Annotated in this window: 17 protein-coding genes; 14 read left to right on the forward strand and 3 right to left on the reverse strand. The window is 69.1% G+C overall.

Going from position 1 to position 15,356, the window contains the following annotated elements:
* The first annotated feature begins 90 nt into the window (after positions 1-90).
* The 10 genes from AB0M79_RS14485 to AB0M79_RS14530 all read left to right on the forward strand — a co-directional run bounded on the left by AB0M79_RS14485 (position 91) and on the right by AB0M79_RS14530 (position 10,952).
* Complete coding sequence (locus tag AB0M79_RS14485) at positions 91-1,245, forward strand: membrane dipeptidase (RefSeq protein WP_364212675.1); 1,155 nt, start codon at positions 91-93, stop codon at positions 1,243-1,245.
* Positions 1,242-2,867 carry an ABC transporter substrate-binding protein gene (locus tag AB0M79_RS14490; RefSeq protein WP_364212678.1) on the forward strand — a complete coding sequence of 542 codons (1,626 nt, stop codon included), beginning with the start codon at positions 1,242-1,244 and terminating at the stop codon, positions 2,865-2,867. Before AB0M79_RS14485 ends, AB0M79_RS14490 begins: the two co-directional genes overlap by 4 nt.
* Before the next feature lie 31 nt (positions 2,868-2,898).
* On the forward strand, positions 2,899-3,852 hold the full coding sequence (locus AB0M79_RS14495) for an ABC transporter permease (protein WP_357539252.1): 954 nt from the start codon (positions 2,899-2,901) through the stop codon (positions 3,850-3,852).
* 172 nt (positions 3,853-4,024) lie between these two features.
* Positions 4,025-4,906, forward strand: coding sequence for an ABC transporter permease (locus AB0M79_RS14500; RefSeq protein ID WP_357539253.1), 882 nt, complete (start codon positions 4,025-4,027; stop codon positions 4,904-4,906).
* 3 nt (positions 4,907-4,909) lie between these two features.
* Positions 4,910-6,091, forward strand: a complete 1,182-nt coding sequence (locus AB0M79_RS14505; protein WP_364212682.1) for a Xaa-Pro peptidase family protein — start codon at positions 4,910-4,912, stop codon at positions 6,089-6,091.
* On the forward strand, positions 6,088-6,924 hold the full coding sequence (locus AB0M79_RS14510) for an alpha/beta hydrolase (protein ID WP_364212685.1): 837 nt from the start codon (positions 6,088-6,090) through the stop codon (positions 6,922-6,924). Before AB0M79_RS14505 ends, AB0M79_RS14510 begins: the two co-directional genes overlap by 4 nt.
* Positions 6,921-7,904, forward strand: coding sequence for an ABC transporter ATP-binding protein (locus tag AB0M79_RS14515; RefSeq protein ID WP_364212688.1), 984 nt, complete (start codon positions 6,921-6,923; stop codon positions 7,902-7,904). Before AB0M79_RS14510 ends, AB0M79_RS14515 begins: the two co-directional genes overlap by 4 nt.
* On the forward strand, positions 7,888-8,877 hold the full coding sequence (locus tag AB0M79_RS14520) for a dipeptide ABC transporter ATP-binding protein (protein WP_364212691.1): 990 nt from the start codon (positions 7,888-7,890) through the stop codon (positions 8,875-8,877). The genes AB0M79_RS14515 and AB0M79_RS14520 overlap by 17 nt, the downstream gene beginning before the upstream one ends.
* A gap of 34 nt (positions 8,878-8,911) precedes the next feature.
* Entirely contained in the window at positions 8,912-10,114 is a 1,203-nt protein-coding gene (locus tag AB0M79_RS14525) for a membrane dipeptidase (RefSeq protein WP_364212694.1), read from the forward strand.
* 88 nt (positions 10,115-10,202) lie between these two features.
* Positions 10,203-10,952 carry a GntR family transcriptional regulator gene (locus tag AB0M79_RS14530; protein ID WP_364212697.1) on the forward strand — a complete coding sequence of 250 codons (750 nt, stop codon included), beginning with the start codon at positions 10,203-10,205 and terminating at the stop codon, positions 10,950-10,952.
* Between the two features lie 84 nt (positions 10,953-11,036).
* Here AB0M79_RS14530 and AB0M79_RS14535 read toward each other — a convergent pair whose 3' ends face one another.
* Positions 11,037-11,696, reverse strand: coding sequence for a hypothetical protein (locus tag AB0M79_RS14535; protein ID WP_364212700.1), 660 nt, complete (start codon positions 11,694-11,696; stop codon positions 11,037-11,039).
* 85 nt (positions 11,697-11,781) lie between these two features.
* Complete coding sequence (locus AB0M79_RS14540) at positions 11,782-12,045, reverse strand: helix-turn-helix domain-containing protein (protein ID WP_364212703.1); 264 nt, start codon at positions 12,043-12,045, stop codon at positions 11,782-11,784.
* 95 nt (positions 12,046-12,140) lie between these two features.
* On the opposite strand from AB0M79_RS14540, the gene AB0M79_RS14545 reads away from it, so the two are divergent.
* Positions 12,141-12,884, forward strand: a complete 744-nt coding sequence (locus tag AB0M79_RS14545) for an SDR family oxidoreductase (protein WP_364212853.1) — start codon at positions 12,141-12,143, stop codon at positions 12,882-12,884.
* 117 nt (positions 12,885-13,001) lie between these two features.
* Here the strand turns inward: AB0M79_RS14545 and AB0M79_RS14550 are convergent, their stop codons facing one another.
* Positions 13,002-13,361 (reverse strand): DUF6766 family protein, encoded by a 360-nt coding sequence (locus tag AB0M79_RS14550; RefSeq protein WP_364212706.1) that lies wholly within the window; start codon positions 13,359-13,361, stop codon positions 13,002-13,004.
* 273 nt (positions 13,362-13,634) lie between these two features.
* Between AB0M79_RS14550 and AB0M79_RS14555 the strand changes: the two genes are divergently transcribed.
* From AB0M79_RS14555 to AB0M79_RS14565, 3 genes are all read left to right on the forward strand, one after another.
* On the forward strand, positions 13,635-14,096 hold the full coding sequence (locus AB0M79_RS14555; RefSeq protein WP_364212709.1) for a DUF6098 family protein: 462 nt from the start codon (positions 13,635-13,637) through the stop codon (positions 14,094-14,096).
* A 192-nt stretch (positions 14,097-14,288) separates the two neighbouring features.
* Positions 14,289-14,924 carry a hypothetical protein gene (locus AB0M79_RS14560; protein WP_364212712.1) on the forward strand — a complete coding sequence of 212 codons (636 nt, stop codon included), beginning with the start codon at positions 14,289-14,291 and terminating at the stop codon, positions 14,922-14,924.
* Positions 14,924-15,337, forward strand: a complete 414-nt coding sequence (locus tag AB0M79_RS14565; RefSeq protein ID WP_364212715.1) for a phage holin family protein — start codon at positions 14,924-14,926, stop codon at positions 15,335-15,337. Before AB0M79_RS14560 ends, AB0M79_RS14565 begins: the two co-directional genes overlap by 1 nt.
* Positions 15,338-15,356: the final 19 nt, after the last annotated feature.

The raw sequence follows: 15,356 nt of genomic DNA on the forward strand, positions 1-15,356 counted from the left end.
CCTCATTCCTCATGCCTCTACTCTGACGAGGTGAGTTGACGAGTGCAGGAATCTGCCCCCCGCTATGCCGGATACCGGTCCTTCGATTACTTGACGCCGCACGCCGACTACAAGGTGTTCGAACTCGCGCCGCAACTCGGCCGGGTGCCCGAACACGACCTCGGCCTGAGCGACGACCAGCGAACCCGGGTGGCCCGGCTGCTCCGTGAACACATGGCCATCTCGCTGCACGAGCACCCGAAGATCCTGCCGGCCGACGTGTCGCAACTGCGCGACTACAACCGCACCGGCCGCAACTCCTTCGGCTTCGAGGGCCTGGCCCGCTCCGGCATGACCGCGGTCTTCGACAACTTCATGAACGGCACCGGCTGCGTGACCAGCGAGCACGCCTGGAAGTGGGACGACGTCATCTACGACATCGGCCTGCGTTTCGCCGACGTCGCCAAGCAGGACCACGTGGTCGTGGCGACCACGCTGGAGCAGATCTTCGAGGCCAAGCGCAACGGCCAGATCGCCCTGGTGGCCGGTCTGGAGGCGGCCACGATGATCGAGAACGAGCTGGACCGGCTCGACATCCTCTACGGCTTCGGCGTCCGCCAGATGGGCATCGCGTACAGCCAGGCGAACATGCTCGGTTCCGGCCTCTCCGAAGACCGCGACGGTGGGCTGACCCACTTCGGCCGGCGCGCGGTGGACCGGATGAACAAGCTCGGCATCGCCATCGACATCTCGCACTCCGGCGACCAGACCTCGCTGGACGTGATCGAGGCCAGCCGGGTACCGGTGTTCATCACCCACGCCGGCGCCCGCTCGGTCTGGAACACCCCTCGGATGAAGCCGGACGAGGTGATCCGGGCCTGCGCCGAACGGGGTGGGGTGATCGGCATCGAGGCCGCTCCGCACACCACCCTCTCGGCGGACCACCCGCACCACTCGATCGAGTCGGTGATGGACCACTTCACCTACTGCGTGGAGCTGGTCGGCATCGACCACGTGGCGTTCGGTCCGGACACCAACTTCGGTGACCACGTCGGGCTGCACGACAGCTTTACCCAGCACCTGGCGATCGGGAAGGCCCACGGCGTGGTGGACCACCCACGGGTGCCCTACGTGAGCGGCATGGAGAACCCGGCGGAGTGCTTCAGCAACATCGTCGGGTGGCTTGTCACGCACGGTTACTCCGACGACGAGATCGCCAAGGTCATCGGCGGCAACATCATCCGGGTTCTTCAGGAGGTTTGGTGAAAAAGACAGTCAAGGGTCGGTGGCGGCTCGCTGTCGCACTCGGCGTGGCGGCCACGCTGGGTATCTCCGGCTGCGGCCTGAACGAGGACAACGGGTCCTCCAGCGGCTCGTCGTCGGACGCGGTGCTGCGGATCGGCACCACCACCGACGTGAGCAACTTCAACCCGCTCCAGTCGCTCAGCAAGACCGACTCGTGGATTCTCAACGCGATGTACCCGCACCTGCTGCGGATCGACGAGAACGCGAAGAAGGCGCCGGAACTGGCCAAGGAGTACCGCTACGAGGACGACGGCAAGACGGCCGTCTTCGACCTGCGGGACGACTTCAAGTGGACCGACGGCAAGCCGGTGGTCGCCGAGGACGTCAAGTTCAGCGCCGAGATGATCATGAAGTACAAGCTCGGCAACGTCGCGGCGAAGCTGACCTGGGTCGAGTCGATCGAGGCGCCGGACGCGACCACGGTCAAGTTCAAGCTCTCCCAGCCGTACGCGCCGTTCGCCGAGGGCGTCGGGTTCTGGATGTCGATCGTGCCGAAGCACATCTTCGAGAACGCCGGGGACCTGTCCAAGTTCCCGAACGACTCGAACTGGGTCGGCGCCGGTCCGTTCGTGCTGGACAGCATGACCAAGGGCCAGCGCTACGTGATGAAGCGCAACGACAACTACCCGCTGGCGCCGGAGGGCAAGGCGGCGGTCAGCCAGGTCGAGTACCGCGTCTACCCGGACGTGAACACGATGATGCTGGCGCTGCGCAACGGTGACATCGACATGATGGGCACCCCGGTGCCGGTCTCGGCGGCGAAGACCTTCGAGAACGACGAGAAGATCAAGCTCGAGAAGGTCGGGGCGCTCGGCTTCGCGCACCTGACCTACAACATGAAGAACGAGTACCTCGCCGACCAGCAGGTCCGGCAGGCGCTGTCGATGGCGGTCGACACCAAGGCGATCATCTCGGCGGTGCTGCAGGGTGACGGCCAGCAGATGGCCGGTCCCATCTCGCCGATCTTCTCCGAGTACGACAACACCGAGATCCAGCCGTACGCGTTCGACCCGGCGGGCGCGAAGGCCAAGCTGACCGCGGCCGGCTACAAGGACGCCAACAACGACGGCTTCTTCGACGAGCTGAACTTCGGCGTGGCGTGCGACCAGTCCAACGCGAACATGACCCGCGTGGTGCAGCTGTTCCGCGAGAGCGCGGCCCAGGCCGGCATCAAGCTGGAGAACGAGTGCGTGGAGCGGAACACGTTCCTCACCCGCACCAAGAACGGCGAGTACGACATCGACGCCTCGCAGTGGGGCGTGTTCGACAACCCGATGGACCAGCTGCGCAGCACCTACCTGTCCAGCAACCCGGGTGGCATCAACTACAACCTGCTCGAGTCGGCGGAGATGGACGCGCTGATCAACGACGCGGCCGGCACCACCGACCCGGAGGCGTTCAAGACCAAGATCAAGAACATTGACAAGGTCGTGCACGAGCAGGCGTACCTGACCCCGCTGTACGTGGAGAACTTCCAGTTCGCCTACAACGCCAGCAAGTTCACCGGCTTCGTTCCGTCGCCGTCGGACCTGCTCGGCATGGTCACCGCGTACTCGCTGGCCCAGGTCACCCCGGTCAAGTAACCCGAACCAGAGGGAAAGGAGGGGTCCCCCCATGGCGCGTTTCGTGCTCAGCCGGGCACTGAAGGCCGTCCTGACCATATGGATTGCAATCACTTCGACGTTCTTCCTGCTCCGGCTCCTGCCGGGGGACCCCACGACCCTCATGGTCGAGGGCGACATGACGCCGGAGATGCAGGCGGCACTGCTCAAGACGTACGGCCTCGACCGCCCGTTGTGGGAGCAGTACGTGTCGTACCTGCGCGAGTTGGTCCAGGGCAACCTGGGCATCTCGTTCCGGCAGATCCAGCCGGTCACCGACATCATCCTCGACCGGCTGCCCTGGACGTTGCTGCTGGCCGGCAGCGCGTTCGTCCTCACCGTCGCCGTCGGTATCCCGATCGGTGTCGCCGCCGCGGTCAACCGCGGCAAGTGGCTCGACCGCGCGTTGCAGGGCTTCGGGATCAGCGCGAACGCCCTGTTCGTGCCGAGCGTCGCCATCCTGCTGCTGGTCTTCCTCGGAGCCCAGCTCGGCTGGTTCCCGATCGGCGGGGCGATCGACCCCGACACCCGGGGCGCCGCCGCCTACCTGAGCCTGTTCCACCACCTGGCGCTACCGGTGCTGTCCCTGGTCCTGGTCCAGCTCGGCCCGTACGCGCTGACCCTGCGTACCAACATGATCGAGGTCCTCGGTGAGGACTACATCCGCGCGGCGCAGGCCCGTGGTCTCTCGGCCCGGCGTCGGGTCTGGAAGCACGGCCTGCGCAACGCGATCCTGCCGGCGCTGACCCTGATGGGTCTGCAACTGGGCACCCTGGTCGGCGGCGCGGTGCTGACCGAGACGGTCTTCGCCTATCCCGGGGTCGGCCGGCTGATCTACGAGGCGGTCGGGCAGCAGGACTACCCGGTGATCCAGGGCGCGTTCATCATGCTCGCCGTCACCGTGGTGATCGCCAACGCGCTGACCGACATGCTCTACGCGGTCCTCAATCCCAGGATCCGCCTGTGAGCGCGAGGAGTGCGGCGGAGCGAAGCCCCGCAGTCGCGAACTCAGGAATCACCGCGAGCGCGAGGAGTGCGGCGGAGCGAAGCCCCGCAGTCGCGAACTCAGAAGTCACCGTGAGCGCGAGGAGTGCGGCGGAGCGCAACCCCGCCTTCGTGAAGACAGAAGGGAGGGCGCCGTGAGTGCCCCCGTGCTGGCCGAGCAGGCACTGCCGCCGGTCCCGGCCGCGCCCAAGCGGTCCTCCTGGTCCAACTACCTGCGGCAGCCCACCGTGGCCTTGTCGCTGCTGGTGCTGCTCGTGATGGCGCTGATGGCGATCTTCGCGCCACTGATCGCCGACGAGCCCGCCGGCGCCGGCCCGGACGTGCTGCAACCGCCGTCCGGGGCGCACTGGTTCGGCACCGACGACCTCGGGCAGGACATCTTCGCCCAGGTGGTCTGGGGCACCCGGACCAGCATGGTGATCGGCCTGGCCGCCTCGCTGATCGCGATCGTGCTGGGAACCGCGATCGGACTTGCCGCGGCGTACTTCCGCCCGATCGACGCGGTCGCCACGGTGATCACCGACGTGATGCTGGCGCTGCCCACCCTGCCGTTGATGATCATGCTGGCCGCGGTGGTGAACCCGAGCGTCTGGACGCTGACCCTGATCATCGGGTTCTTCGCCTGGCCCGAGGTGGCCCGGCTGATCCGGTCGCAGGGCCTGGTGATCAGCGCGATGCCCTACATCGACGGGGCCCGGGTGCTCGGCGCCACCGGCTGGCGGATCGTCACCCGGGAGATCCTGCCCGCGGTCGTCGCGCTGATGGTCGTCAGCGTGCTGCTCACCGCCTCCCGGGCGGTGATCTCCGAGGCCGGCCTGAGCTTCCTCGGCCTCGGCGACCCGGACGCCTGGTCCTGGGGGCGCATCCTGCTCAACGCCCAGCGCAGCGGCACGATCGCGATCGCCTGGTGGCAGACGCTCTTCCCGTCGCTGGCGATTTTGTTCCTGGTGCTGGCGGCGACGCTGGCCGGTACGCGGTTCAACGACTCCCGTGACCCCCGCCGCAACGGAGGCTGACCCATGCGACTGCCCGAAAGCTTCTACACCAGCGTCCGGAGCCGGCTCGGCGAGGCGCTCGACGAGCGCGGCCTGGACGGGTTCCTGGCCACGTCCCCGGCGGACGTCGCCTTCCTCAGCGGCTTCTTCTACATCGCCACCGAGCGACCGGTCTACCTCTGGATGCCGCGGGAGGGAGATCCGCTGCTGGTCATCCCCCGCCTCGACGAGGAGTACGCCGCCCAGCAGGGCGTGACCATCCCGACGGTCAGCTACTTCGAGTTCCCCGGCGTGGTCACCGCCGAGCAGACCCTCGCCTCGGCGCTGTCCCGTCCCGGCGGCCCGGTCCGCCGGATCGGGGTGGGCGCCGGGGTGTCGGTCGGCGCGTTCAAGGCGCTGTCGCGGGCCATCGCCGGGGCGACGCTGGAGACCACCGACGCGGTGGCGAAGTTGCGGCTGCGCAAGTTCCCCGAGGAGATCCCGTTCCACGAGGCCGCCGCCCGGATCTGCGACGAGATGCTCGGTGCCGGCCGGGCGCTGATCGAGGAGGCGCTGGCCAGCGGCGGGCCACTCCCCCGCGAGGACGAGATCGCCCGGCACGTGATCGGCTACGGCACCGACCGGATGTACGCCGAGTACGACATGGTCGTCTACACCACCAAGCTGGCCGGCGGGCTGGTCTACGCCGGCCCGAACTCGGCGCTGCCGCACGGCCTGCCGACGCGTCGGCGGATCCAGGCGGGCGACACGCTGATCCTCTCCCTCGGTGCCGCGGTGGCCAGCCGGTTCGTGGAGAGCGAACGCACCTTCATCATCGGTGAGCCCACCGCCGAGCAGGTGCGCTACTACGAGGCCGACCGGGAGGCGCAGGAGGTCGGTACCCGGGCGATGACCGCCGGCCGTACCTGCGCCGAGGTGAACAAGATCTGCCTGGACGTGCTGCGGGAGCAGGGACTGGGCGACTACATCCGGCACCGGCAGGGGCACGGCATCGGGCTGCAGAACCACGAGGCGCCGTGGGTCGAGGACGGCGACGACACCGTGCTCGCCCCCGGGATGCTGCTCTCCAGCGAGCCCGGTGTCTACGTTCCCGGCCACGCCGGCTACCGCATTTCCGACACGGTCCTGGTGGAGGAGACCGGCCCGCGCCGGCTCACCGGCTACCCACGCGACCTGGCATCCAACGTCATCGAGGGGGTCCGATGAAGATCAACGGAGCGGAACTGGTCGTCGAGGCATTCGGCCCGACCGACGCGCCGGCGATGATCGTGCACCACGGCGCGCCCGGCCTGGGCTCGCGCAGCGAGCCGAAGCGCTCCTTCGGTCCGTTCTCCGACCGGATGCGGGTCATCGTCTTCGACGCCCGCGGATCCGGCGAATCCAGCGACGACGAGCCGTTCACCCACGAGCAGTGGGTGGCCGACGTGGACGCGATCCGGGAGCACTTCGGCTACGAGAAGATCGTCATGGCCGGCGGGTCGTACGGCGGGTTCATCGCCCTGGAGTACGCGATCGCGCACCCGGACCGGGTCTCCGCGCTGGTGCTGCGGGACACCGCGGCGGACACCGCACACGACCACCTCGCGGTCGAGCGGGCGCGCAACACCGACCGTTCGGTGATTCCGGAGTGGGTCATCGACCGGATCGGCACCGGTCGGTTCGAGAGCAACGAGCAGTTGCGGGACTACTGGCGGGCCATCCTGCCGCTGTACGACCACCAGCACGACCCGGCCAAGGACGAGGCGCGGCTGGCCGCCACCCGCTTCCACTACCGGACCCACAACGCGGCCTTCGGCCAGAACATGCCCAGGTACGACCTCAAGCCGAAGCTGCCGTCGATCACCTGCCCGACCCTGGTCACCGTGGGCCGGCACGACTGGCGTACCCCGGTCGAGGCCTCACAGGTGATCGCGGACCTGGTCCCCGACGGTGAGCTGGTGGTCTTCGAGAAGTCCGGCCACTCGCCGCAGTTGGAGGAGCCGGAGAAGTTCCAGCGGGTCGTGCGGGACTTCCTCGGCAGAGCCGGAGTGCTGCGATGACACTGCTGGAGATCGCCGACCTGCGGGTCGCGTTCCCCGGCCCGTCCGGGCCGGTGAACGCGGTCAACGGGGTGTCGCTCAAGGTCGACTCCGGGCAGACCCTGGCCATCCTCGGCGAGTCCGGCTCCGGCAAGAGCGTCACCGCGCAGGCGGTGATGGGCATCCTCGACGTCCCGCCGGCGAAGATCACGGGTTCGGTACGGCTACGCGGCCGGGAGCTGCTGACCCTGCCGCGTAAGCAGCGCGACCGGGTCAGCGGCGAAGAGATCGGCATGGTGTTCCAGGATGCGATGGCCGCGCTCAACCCGGTCTTCACCGTCGGGGACCAGATCACGGAGGTGCTCCGGGTCCGTCGGGGCATGTCCAAGGCCGATGCCCGCCGCCGCGCGATCGAACTCGTCGACCGGGTCCGGATCCCGGCCGCCAAGGACCGGATCCGCGACTACCCGCACCAGTTCTCCGGCGGTATGCGCCAGCGCATCATGATCGCGCTGGCCATCTCGCTGGAACCGGACCTGCTGATCGCCGACGAGCCCACCACCGCCCTGGACGTGACCGTGCAGGCCCAGGTGATGGAACTGCTCGCGGAGATCCAGCGGGACAGCGGGATGGGTCTGCTGCTGATCACCCACGACCTCGGCGTGGTGGCCGAGGTCGCCGACGACGTGGCGGTGATGTACGCCGGCCGGATCGTCGAGCGGGGCACGGTCGAGCAGATCTTCGCCGGTCCGGCGCACCCGTACACCGAAGGGCTGCTCGCCTCGATGCCCCGGGTGGACCGGCGCGACGAGCAGCTCTACGCGATCCCGGGCGCCCCGCCCAACCCGGCCCGGCTCCCCGCCGGCTGCCCGTTCCACCTGCGTTGTCCCCGGGCCACCGACGAATGCCTGGTGACCCTGCCGCCGCTGCGGGCCGTTCCGGCCAACCGGAGCAGCGCCTGCCACCATTACGAGGAGGTGCTCGGTGCCACCCAACGATGACGTGGTGCTACGGGTCGAGAACCTGGTCAAGCACTTCCCGCTCAAGGGGCGGATCCCGTTCACCTCCGGCGGCGTGGTCAAGGCCGTCGACGGGGTCTCGTTCGACCTGCGCCGGGGCGAGACGCTCGGTGTGGTGGGCGAGTCGGGCTGCGGCAAGACCACCCTGGCCCGCATGCTGGTCGGCCTCGAACAGCCGACCTCCGGCGCGGTGCGCTTCGGCGAGTCGGTGGTGCACCGGGCCAAGGGGCGGGAGCTGCGGGCGCTGCGCCGGCGGATCCAGATCGTGCTGCAGGACCCGTACACCTCGCTGAACCCGCGCCGCACCATCCGGGAGATCCTGCTCCAGCCCTTCGAGATCCACCCGGACGTGCTGGACCGCAAGCGCCGGATCGAGCGGGTGAAGGAACTGCTCGACCTGGTCGGCCTCGACGCCAGCCTGCACCTGGACCGCTACCCGCACCAGTTCTCCGGCGGGCAGCGCCAGCGCATCGGCATCGCCCGGGCGCTCGCGTTGAACCCCGACGTGATCGTCTGCGACGAGCCGGTCTCCGCGCTCGACGTGTCGGTCCAGGCGCAGGTGGTCAACCTGCTGGAGCGGCTCCAGGACGAGCTCGGCGTGGCGTACGTCTTCATCGCCCACGACCTGTCCGTGGTGCGGCACATCTCCGACCGCGTCGCCGTGATGTACCTCGGCAAGCTGGTGGAGACCGGCCCCGAGCAGAGCCTCTACGAGTCGCCGCGACACCCGTACACCAGCGCGCTGCTGTCCGCCGTACCGGTGCCCGATCCGGTCGGACGCCGGGAACGCAAGCGGATCCTGCTCGCCGGTGACCCGCCCAGCCCGGTCAACCCGCCGTCGGGCTGCCGGTTCCGGACCCGCTGCTGGCAGGCGACCGACACCTGCGCCACCACCGAACCGCCGCTGGCCGCCGGTGAACATCCGGTCGCCTGCCACTACCCGCTGGCCGCATAGGGCCCGGCGATCCGCCCCAAAAGGAGAAGGTGCCTTGCTGCAAGAACCCGCTGCCCGCTACAAGGGCCACCGGTCGTACTCGTACCTGGAGCCGCACTCGGACTACCGGGTGTTCGACCTGGCCAAGGAGGTCGGCCGGGTACCGGAGCACGACCTCGGCCTGACCGGCGACCAGCGCGCGCGGGTCACCCGGCTGCTCACCGAGCACACCGCGATCTCCCTGCACGAGCACCCGGTGATCCTGCCCGAGGACGTCCGCGAGCTACGGACCTACAACCGCACCGCGCGCCAGCGCACCGGCTACGAAGGGCTCGCCCGCTCCGGCCTGACCGCGGTCTTCGACAACTTCATGGCCGGTGCCTCCTGTGTGACCAGTGAGAACGGCTGGAAGTGGAACGACCTCATCTACGCCCTCGGGATGCGGATGAGTGACCTCTACAAGCAGGACCACGTCTTCCTGGCCACGTCACTGGCCGACATCCGCGCCGCCAAGCAGGACGGCCGGCTGGCCCTGGTCGCCGGGCTGGAGTGCTGCAGCCCGATCGAGAACGAGCTGGACCGCATCGACATCCTCTACGGCTTCGGCGTCCGCCAGCTCGGGATCGCGTACAGCCAGGCGAACATGCTCGGCGGTGGTCTCTCCGAGCGGCACGACGGTGGGCTGACCCACTTCGGCCGGCGTGCGGTGGACCGGATGAACAAGCTCGGCATCGCCATCGACATCTCGCACTCCGGCGACCAGACCTCGCTGGACGTGATCGAGGCCAGCCGGGTACCGGTGTTCATCACCCACGCCGGCGCCCGCTCGGTCTGGGACACCTCCCGGATGAAGCCGGACGAGGTGATCCGGGCCTGCGCCGAACGCGGTGGCGTCATCGGTATCGAGGCCGCTCCGCACACCACCCTCTCCGAGACGCACAAGCACCACTCGATCGAGTCGGTGATGGACCACTTCCAGTACTGCGTCGACCTGGTCGGCATCGACCACGTCACGTTCGGTCCGGACACGATGTTCGGTGACCACGTCGGGGTGCACAACACGTACGCCGGCAACTACGCCCACGACGCCGGCAACCGGCCCGAGCACCCCCGGGTGGAGTACGTGTCCGGGCTGGAGAACCCGGGCGAGGCGTTCGGGAACATCGTCGGCTGGCTGGTCAAGCACGGCTACTCGGACGACGAGATCGCCAAGGTCATCGGCGGGAACACCATCCGGGTGCTCGAGCAGGTCTGGTAATGCCCTTCCGGCCGATCGGCCGATCGGGCACCGACGAACTACACTCCGTACGCCGCTGACAGCGGCGGGAGCGATGAGGTGAGGGCGGATGGCTCGGCGCGAAACCGCGCTACAGACCGCACACGGTCGGCTACGGCAACTGATCAGCAGTGAGTTCCGGTCGGGCGACAAGCTGCCCAACGAACGGGACCTGGCCGACCGGCTGGAGGTCAGCCGGGCCACCGTACGCGAGGTGCTGGGCCGGCTCGCCGTCGAGGGCGTGGTGACCCGCACCTGGGGCATCGGCACCTTCGTGCACGGCGGCGCCGAGCGGGTGCCGGTGTCGATCGGTGACGTCACCGCCCTGCGCGACCGGATCACCGCCTCCGGCCACCGGCCGACCCTCCAGGACGCGGCGGTCAGCCGGGCAAGATGCCCGGCTGACTGCGCCAAGGTGCTCGGGGTGGAACCCGACTCGCTGGTGTGGCGGGTCGACCGGCTCTTCGCCGTGGACGGCGTCGCGGCGGCCTGGATCCGCGACCACCTGCCGCTGCGCTTCGACGGCCGCGACCTCGACCCGTCCGGACTGGTCAGCATCGACCTGGACATGTTCGAGTTCCTGGCCAGTGCGACCGGCATGCCGGTACGGCGGGCGGAGATCGAACTCGCCGCCGTACTCGCCGACGAGGAGGCCACCACCCGGCTCGACGTGGCGGTCGGGCATCCGCTGGTCACCGCGACCCAGATCGGCTACGGAGCGAGCGGCGCGGCTCTCTTCCACGGGCACATCACGGTCCGCACCGACGTTCTGACCCTGAAGATCAGTCGGGGCGGGGAGCCCGAGCCGGTGCCGAACTGAAGCGGCGGCGCCGGTCACGGCGCCGTCCGCTGCCGCCTCGCACGCCCCGACGTCCCCGGGCGAGCGGTGATACCCGCATGATCGCTACCGGAGCGGACCGTACCCGTAGCCCTGGGCCGCCGCCCGCTCCCGCAGAAGACGCTTGCGGTGCGAGTTGCGGTAGAGAGCGACCGCCATGGCCAGGACAGCTCCGGCGACCACACCGAGGCAGGGCAACAGGTTCAGGGCACCGACCCCGGCGGCCATCGCGCCGAGAGATCCGAGCGTATCGCCCGCCGTGGGCGCGTCGCCGAGCGCGAGCGCGACCGGTGTTCCGTCGCCGTCCGCACGGCAGGTCAACTCGTAGCTGCCGGCGGTGCCGGTGGAGATGTTGTAGACACTCCGCCATTCGCCGGCCGCGTTGGTCAGGTTCCATATGGTCGCGGACACAATCACCCGGGCCGGTTCGACGCCCGACACCGGGTGTGCCTCGCAGGTCGGGTCGCTTCCGGCGGCGGAGGCGTCGACCCAGACGAGCTTCCCGGCGTCGTCGAGGTCGACCCGTACGGTGTCACCGGTTTGGAAGACCTGGTCGGCCACGAGGTTGTCGGCCAGGCCATCGGTCCGCTCGTTGGCGCTGTAGATGCCGACCAGGAAGAACACCGGGCCGGCGACCAGTCCGATGAGGACGATCAGGGCGGCGACGAGGTACCAGATCCGGCCGGGGCGCACTTCGGCGGAGGAAACGGTGGGGCTGGGATACATGTCGGCGATCTTGACCGACTGTTGCGGACGCTACCGCAGTCTGCCGCTTGTCCGACGCATCCCGGATCGGTGCGGGCACCACCGGTCAGTCGGTGTTCCGCGGGTCGTCGGCCGGCCCGGGGCCGAAGCGGCGCCGGTACGCCGATGGGGCGAGCCCCGTCTCGCGGCGCAGCAGGGCACGTAGGTTGGCGGCGGTGCCCAGGCCGCTATGCCGGGCGACAATCTCGAAGCGTGACTCACCTCGCTCGATCAGTCGGGCTGCCAGAGAGAGGCGTTCGCGGGTCAGCCACGCCAGCGGCGTCGTGCCCAGTTGCGCCCGGAAGCGCCGGTGCAGGGTGGCCGGGCTCACCTTGCTGCCGGGCTCGCGGACCGCTGTGGCCGGTGGCGAATGCGTCGTCCGATTACCGCCAGACCCTCCGGCGCTTGTCGAGCAGGCTTTCGGTCATGAACGACGTGCTTGATGGCAAGGTGGCTCTGGTCACCGGTGGTGGTCGCGGCATCGGCGCCGCGGTGGCGTTGCGTCTGGCTCAGGAGGGCGCCGATGTGGCGTTCACGTTCCAGCGAAACCAGCAACGCGCCGACGACGTGGTGGAACAGATCAAGGCCACGGGGCGGCGGGCGGTCGCCGTACAGGCGGACAGTGCCGACCCGGCGGCGGTGGTTGCCGCGGTCGATCGGGCCGCCGGTGAGCTGGGCCGGCTGGACATCCTGGTCAACAACGCCGGGGCGTTCCTGCTCGGGCCGCTGGAGCAACTGAGCCTGGAAGAGTTCGAGCAGACCGTCGCGGTCAATGTCCGGGCCCCGTTCGTCGCCGCACAGGCAGCGGTGTGCCACATGTCGGCCGGTGGGCGGATCATCAACATCGGCAGCAACATGGCCGAGCGGGTGGTCTTTCCCGGCTTCTCGCTGTACGCGATGAGCAAGGCCGCGCTGATCGGCCTGACCAAGGCACTCGGACGCGAACTCGGTGGCAGGGCGATCACCGTGAATCTGGTGAATCCGGGGGCCACCGACACCGAACTGAACCCGGCCGACGGCCCCAACGCCGATACGATCAACGGCTTCACCGCCCTCGGCCACTACGCGAGGCCGGCCGACGTGGCCGCCACGGTGGCGTTCCTCGCCAGCCCGGACGGCCGTTACATCACCGGCGCGACCGTCAACGTCGACGGCGGCTTCAACATCTGACCGTTCCTCGCCGGTCCACCCTTTTGCGCGGCGGCCCGTCCTGCCCGTCCTGCCCGTCCTACGGGGACGGGCCGCTTACCGGAACAACTGGGTGTACCAGCGTGCGGTGCGGTGTGGTCAAGGTCGAGCCGGGTCGATGTTCCGGTCTCGTAGCAACGCGTCGAGTTTGGCCTCGATCCGCTCGTCGGATTCCCGCGACTGCGACGAGCCCCAGTAGTAGAAGATGGCGAGGCCGGCAGCCTGCCAGACCAGTTGCAGGAATTCGGACTGCCAGTTCTCGAAGGTGGACGCCAGGAACTGTGCCAGGAAGTCACCCCAGGAGAACGACTGGCCGTGCTGCTCCGCCTGACTGGTCTCGGCCATCAACTGGAAGACGAACTGGCCGGCCCATGCGAACAGGAACATCGCCCCGGTGACGAGCCCGAACGCGTACGCCTTCGACCAGCGGGGCTTGCGGAACGGCGGTCCGCCGTCCACCGGGCCGCGACGATGACCGCCGGAGCGTGGTCCACCTGGTAACACCGGCTCCTTCGCCGGCACTTAACGTGTCATGCTGCTCACCTTCTTCGTCCCGCCGTGACGTCACGGGCCGGACAGCAGTCTCCTCCCGGCGAATGTGCCCTGGTCAGAGCGCCGCGAAACACCGTCGGGGCCGCGTACGCCGGCCGGATCCGGGTCGGCGAACGGGGATTGAGGCCGGTCGGGCCGGGGGAAGATGACGGAATGGATCACGGGGCCGAAGAAGTGGGCATGGACCGCCTTGATGATCTCGACCAGTTGGCCGAGTTGGTTCGACGCCAGGATCAGGAGTTGTACGTGCGGTGGTCGCACGGGCCGGTCGCGGACGGTGTCGGTGGTGGGGAGCAGACGCAGACCAGCCGGGACGGGCTGACCGGGGTGCCGCTGCCCGGTCTGTCGGCCAATCCGCTGCGACCCGAGCCGTGGTGGGGCGATCGGTCCATCCGCCTGTGGGTCGCCCGCCGCCTGTACGACTACTGCCACATGCGGGAACTTCGCGGAGCCGGCACCTTCCCCTGGGTCTTCGTCGGAGAACGGTGCGGGCGCGGGCCCGACAACGAGCCGCTGGTGCAATGCCGCCGGCCGATCGCCCGCGTCGGCGAGAAGGCACTGCACGAGGCGGAACTGGTCATCCAGGAGCAGCACTCCGACGAGTGGGGCCCACTGCACCGCACCGACCAGGCTGATCAGTAACAGCGTCGCGGAACGGCATGGCGGTCATTCCGCGGAATGCCGCCCTCGTACTGCTTCTTGGCATCTCCTGTCCCGTCCTGTCGGTGGTGCCCGATTCCGGCTCCTCGGCGGGGTGAATGCCTCCGGTGCGTTCGGGTAGACGCTGCCGTCGCCGCGGCGACGCCTGAACGGACCCGACATGGAGGAGTTTGGATGACGACGCGAAGTGGCTCGGGATCGCCGCCCGGTCCGGCGACCCAGAAATACCACCAGGCCCAGGACGAGGCCACCCAGGTCGGCCACGAGGCGGCGCACACCGGGCGGGAGGTCGCCCAGCAGGCGGCGGATCAGGGCGGGCAGGTTGTCGCCGAGACCCGACGGCAGACCCGCAACCTCGCCCGGGAAGCCACCGAACAGATGCGGGAGCAGGCGGAACAGCAGCAGAAGAGGGCCGCGGGAGGGCTCCGGGCGCTCGGGACACAACTCGAGTCGATGGCGAACAGCAGCGGGCAGGACGGCGTGGCCAGCGAGGTGGTCCGTCGGGGAGCCGATGCCGCGAACCAGGCCGCGGGTTGGCTGGAGGACCGTGAGCCCGGTGCCCTGGTACAGGAGGTACGCGACTACGCGCGACGGCATCCCGGCGTCTTTCTCGCCGGCGCCACGGTGGCGGGGTTGATCGTCGGCCGGTTCGGTCGGGCACTCACCTCCGGTGACGACGGCGCCGGCCGGCAACCCTCCCCGGACCACCAGCCACCCGTCGGGCAGCGGACCGAGGGCCCGCACGCGCGACCGCGGGTGACCGGCGGAGCGCAGACGACCACCGGCGTCACCGGCGGGGAGGCGGGTTGATGAGCGACTCTGCTCGCCAGGGTTCCAGCCACACCGCCGAACGGTCCGAAGCGTCGATCGGCGAGTTGATCGGCGAGGTCAGCCGGGACTTCTCGACGTTGCTGCGGCAGGAGGCCGACCTGGCCAAGGCCGAACTCCGCGAAGAGGTACGTTCCGCCGGCACGGTCGGTGCGATGTTCGGCGGCGCGGCACTGGCGGTACTGCTGACCCTGTTCTTCCTGTCCTGCGCGCTGTGGTGGGGCCTTTCCAACGTCATGGACCAGGGGTGGGCGGCGCTGATCGTCGCGGTGATCTGGGCGCTGATCGGAAGCGTCCTGCTCAGCAGAGCCCGCGACCGGATGAGGAAGATGCACACCCTGCCGCGCACGAAGCAGACCGCCCGGGAGATACCGGACGCGGTCAGGGGCCGCTGACCAGCAGAGAGGGATCGAC

Source organism: Polymorphospora sp. NPDC051019 (genome assembly GCF_040683055.1).
Classification (GTDB): Bacteria; Actinomycetota; Actinomycetes; order Mycobacteriales; family Micromonosporaceae; genus Polymorphospora; species Polymorphospora lycopeni.

What these genes read in the sequence shown, in the direction of transcription:
- AB0M79_RS14565 (WP_364212715.1), top strand. Translation starts at nt 14,924, where the DNA reads ATGAGCGACTCTGCTCGCCAGGGTTCCAGCCACACCGCCGAACGGTCC.
- AB0M79_RS14560 (WP_364212712.1), top strand. Translation starts at nt 14,289, where the DNA reads ATGACGACGCGAAGTGGCTCGGGATCGCCGCCCGGTCCGGCGACCCAG.
- AB0M79_RS14505 (WP_364212682.1), top strand. Translation starts at nt 4,910, where the DNA reads ATGCGACTGCCCGAAAGCTTCTACACCAGCGTCCGGAGCCGGCTCGGC.
- AB0M79_RS14515 (WP_364212688.1), top strand. Translation starts at nt 6,921, where the DNA reads ATGACACTGCTGGAGATCGCCGACCTGCGGGTCGCGTTCCCCGGCCCG.
- AB0M79_RS14545 (WP_364212853.1), top strand. Translation starts at nt 12,141, where the DNA reads ATGAACGACGTGCTTGATGGCAAGGTGGCTCTGGTCACCGGTGGTGGT.
- AB0M79_RS14510 (WP_364212685.1), top strand. Translation starts at nt 6,088, where the DNA reads ATGAAGATCAACGGAGCGGAACTGGTCGTCGAGGCATTCGGCCCGACC.
- AB0M79_RS14535 (WP_364212700.1), bottom strand. Translation starts at nt 11,696, where the DNA reads ATGTATCCCAGCCCCACCGTTTCCTCCGCCGAAGTGCGCCCCGGCCGG.
- AB0M79_RS14495 (WP_357539252.1), top strand. Translation starts at nt 2,899, where the DNA reads ATGGCGCGTTTCGTGCTCAGCCGGGCACTGAAGGCCGTCCTGACCATA.
- AB0M79_RS14555 (WP_364212709.1), top strand. Translation starts at nt 13,635, where the DNA reads ATGGACCGCCTTGATGATCTCGACCAGTTGGCCGAGTTGGTTCGACGC.
- AB0M79_RS14530 (WP_364212697.1), top strand. Translation starts at nt 10,203, where the DNA reads ATGGCTCGGCGCGAAACCGCGCTACAGACCGCACACGGTCGGCTACGG.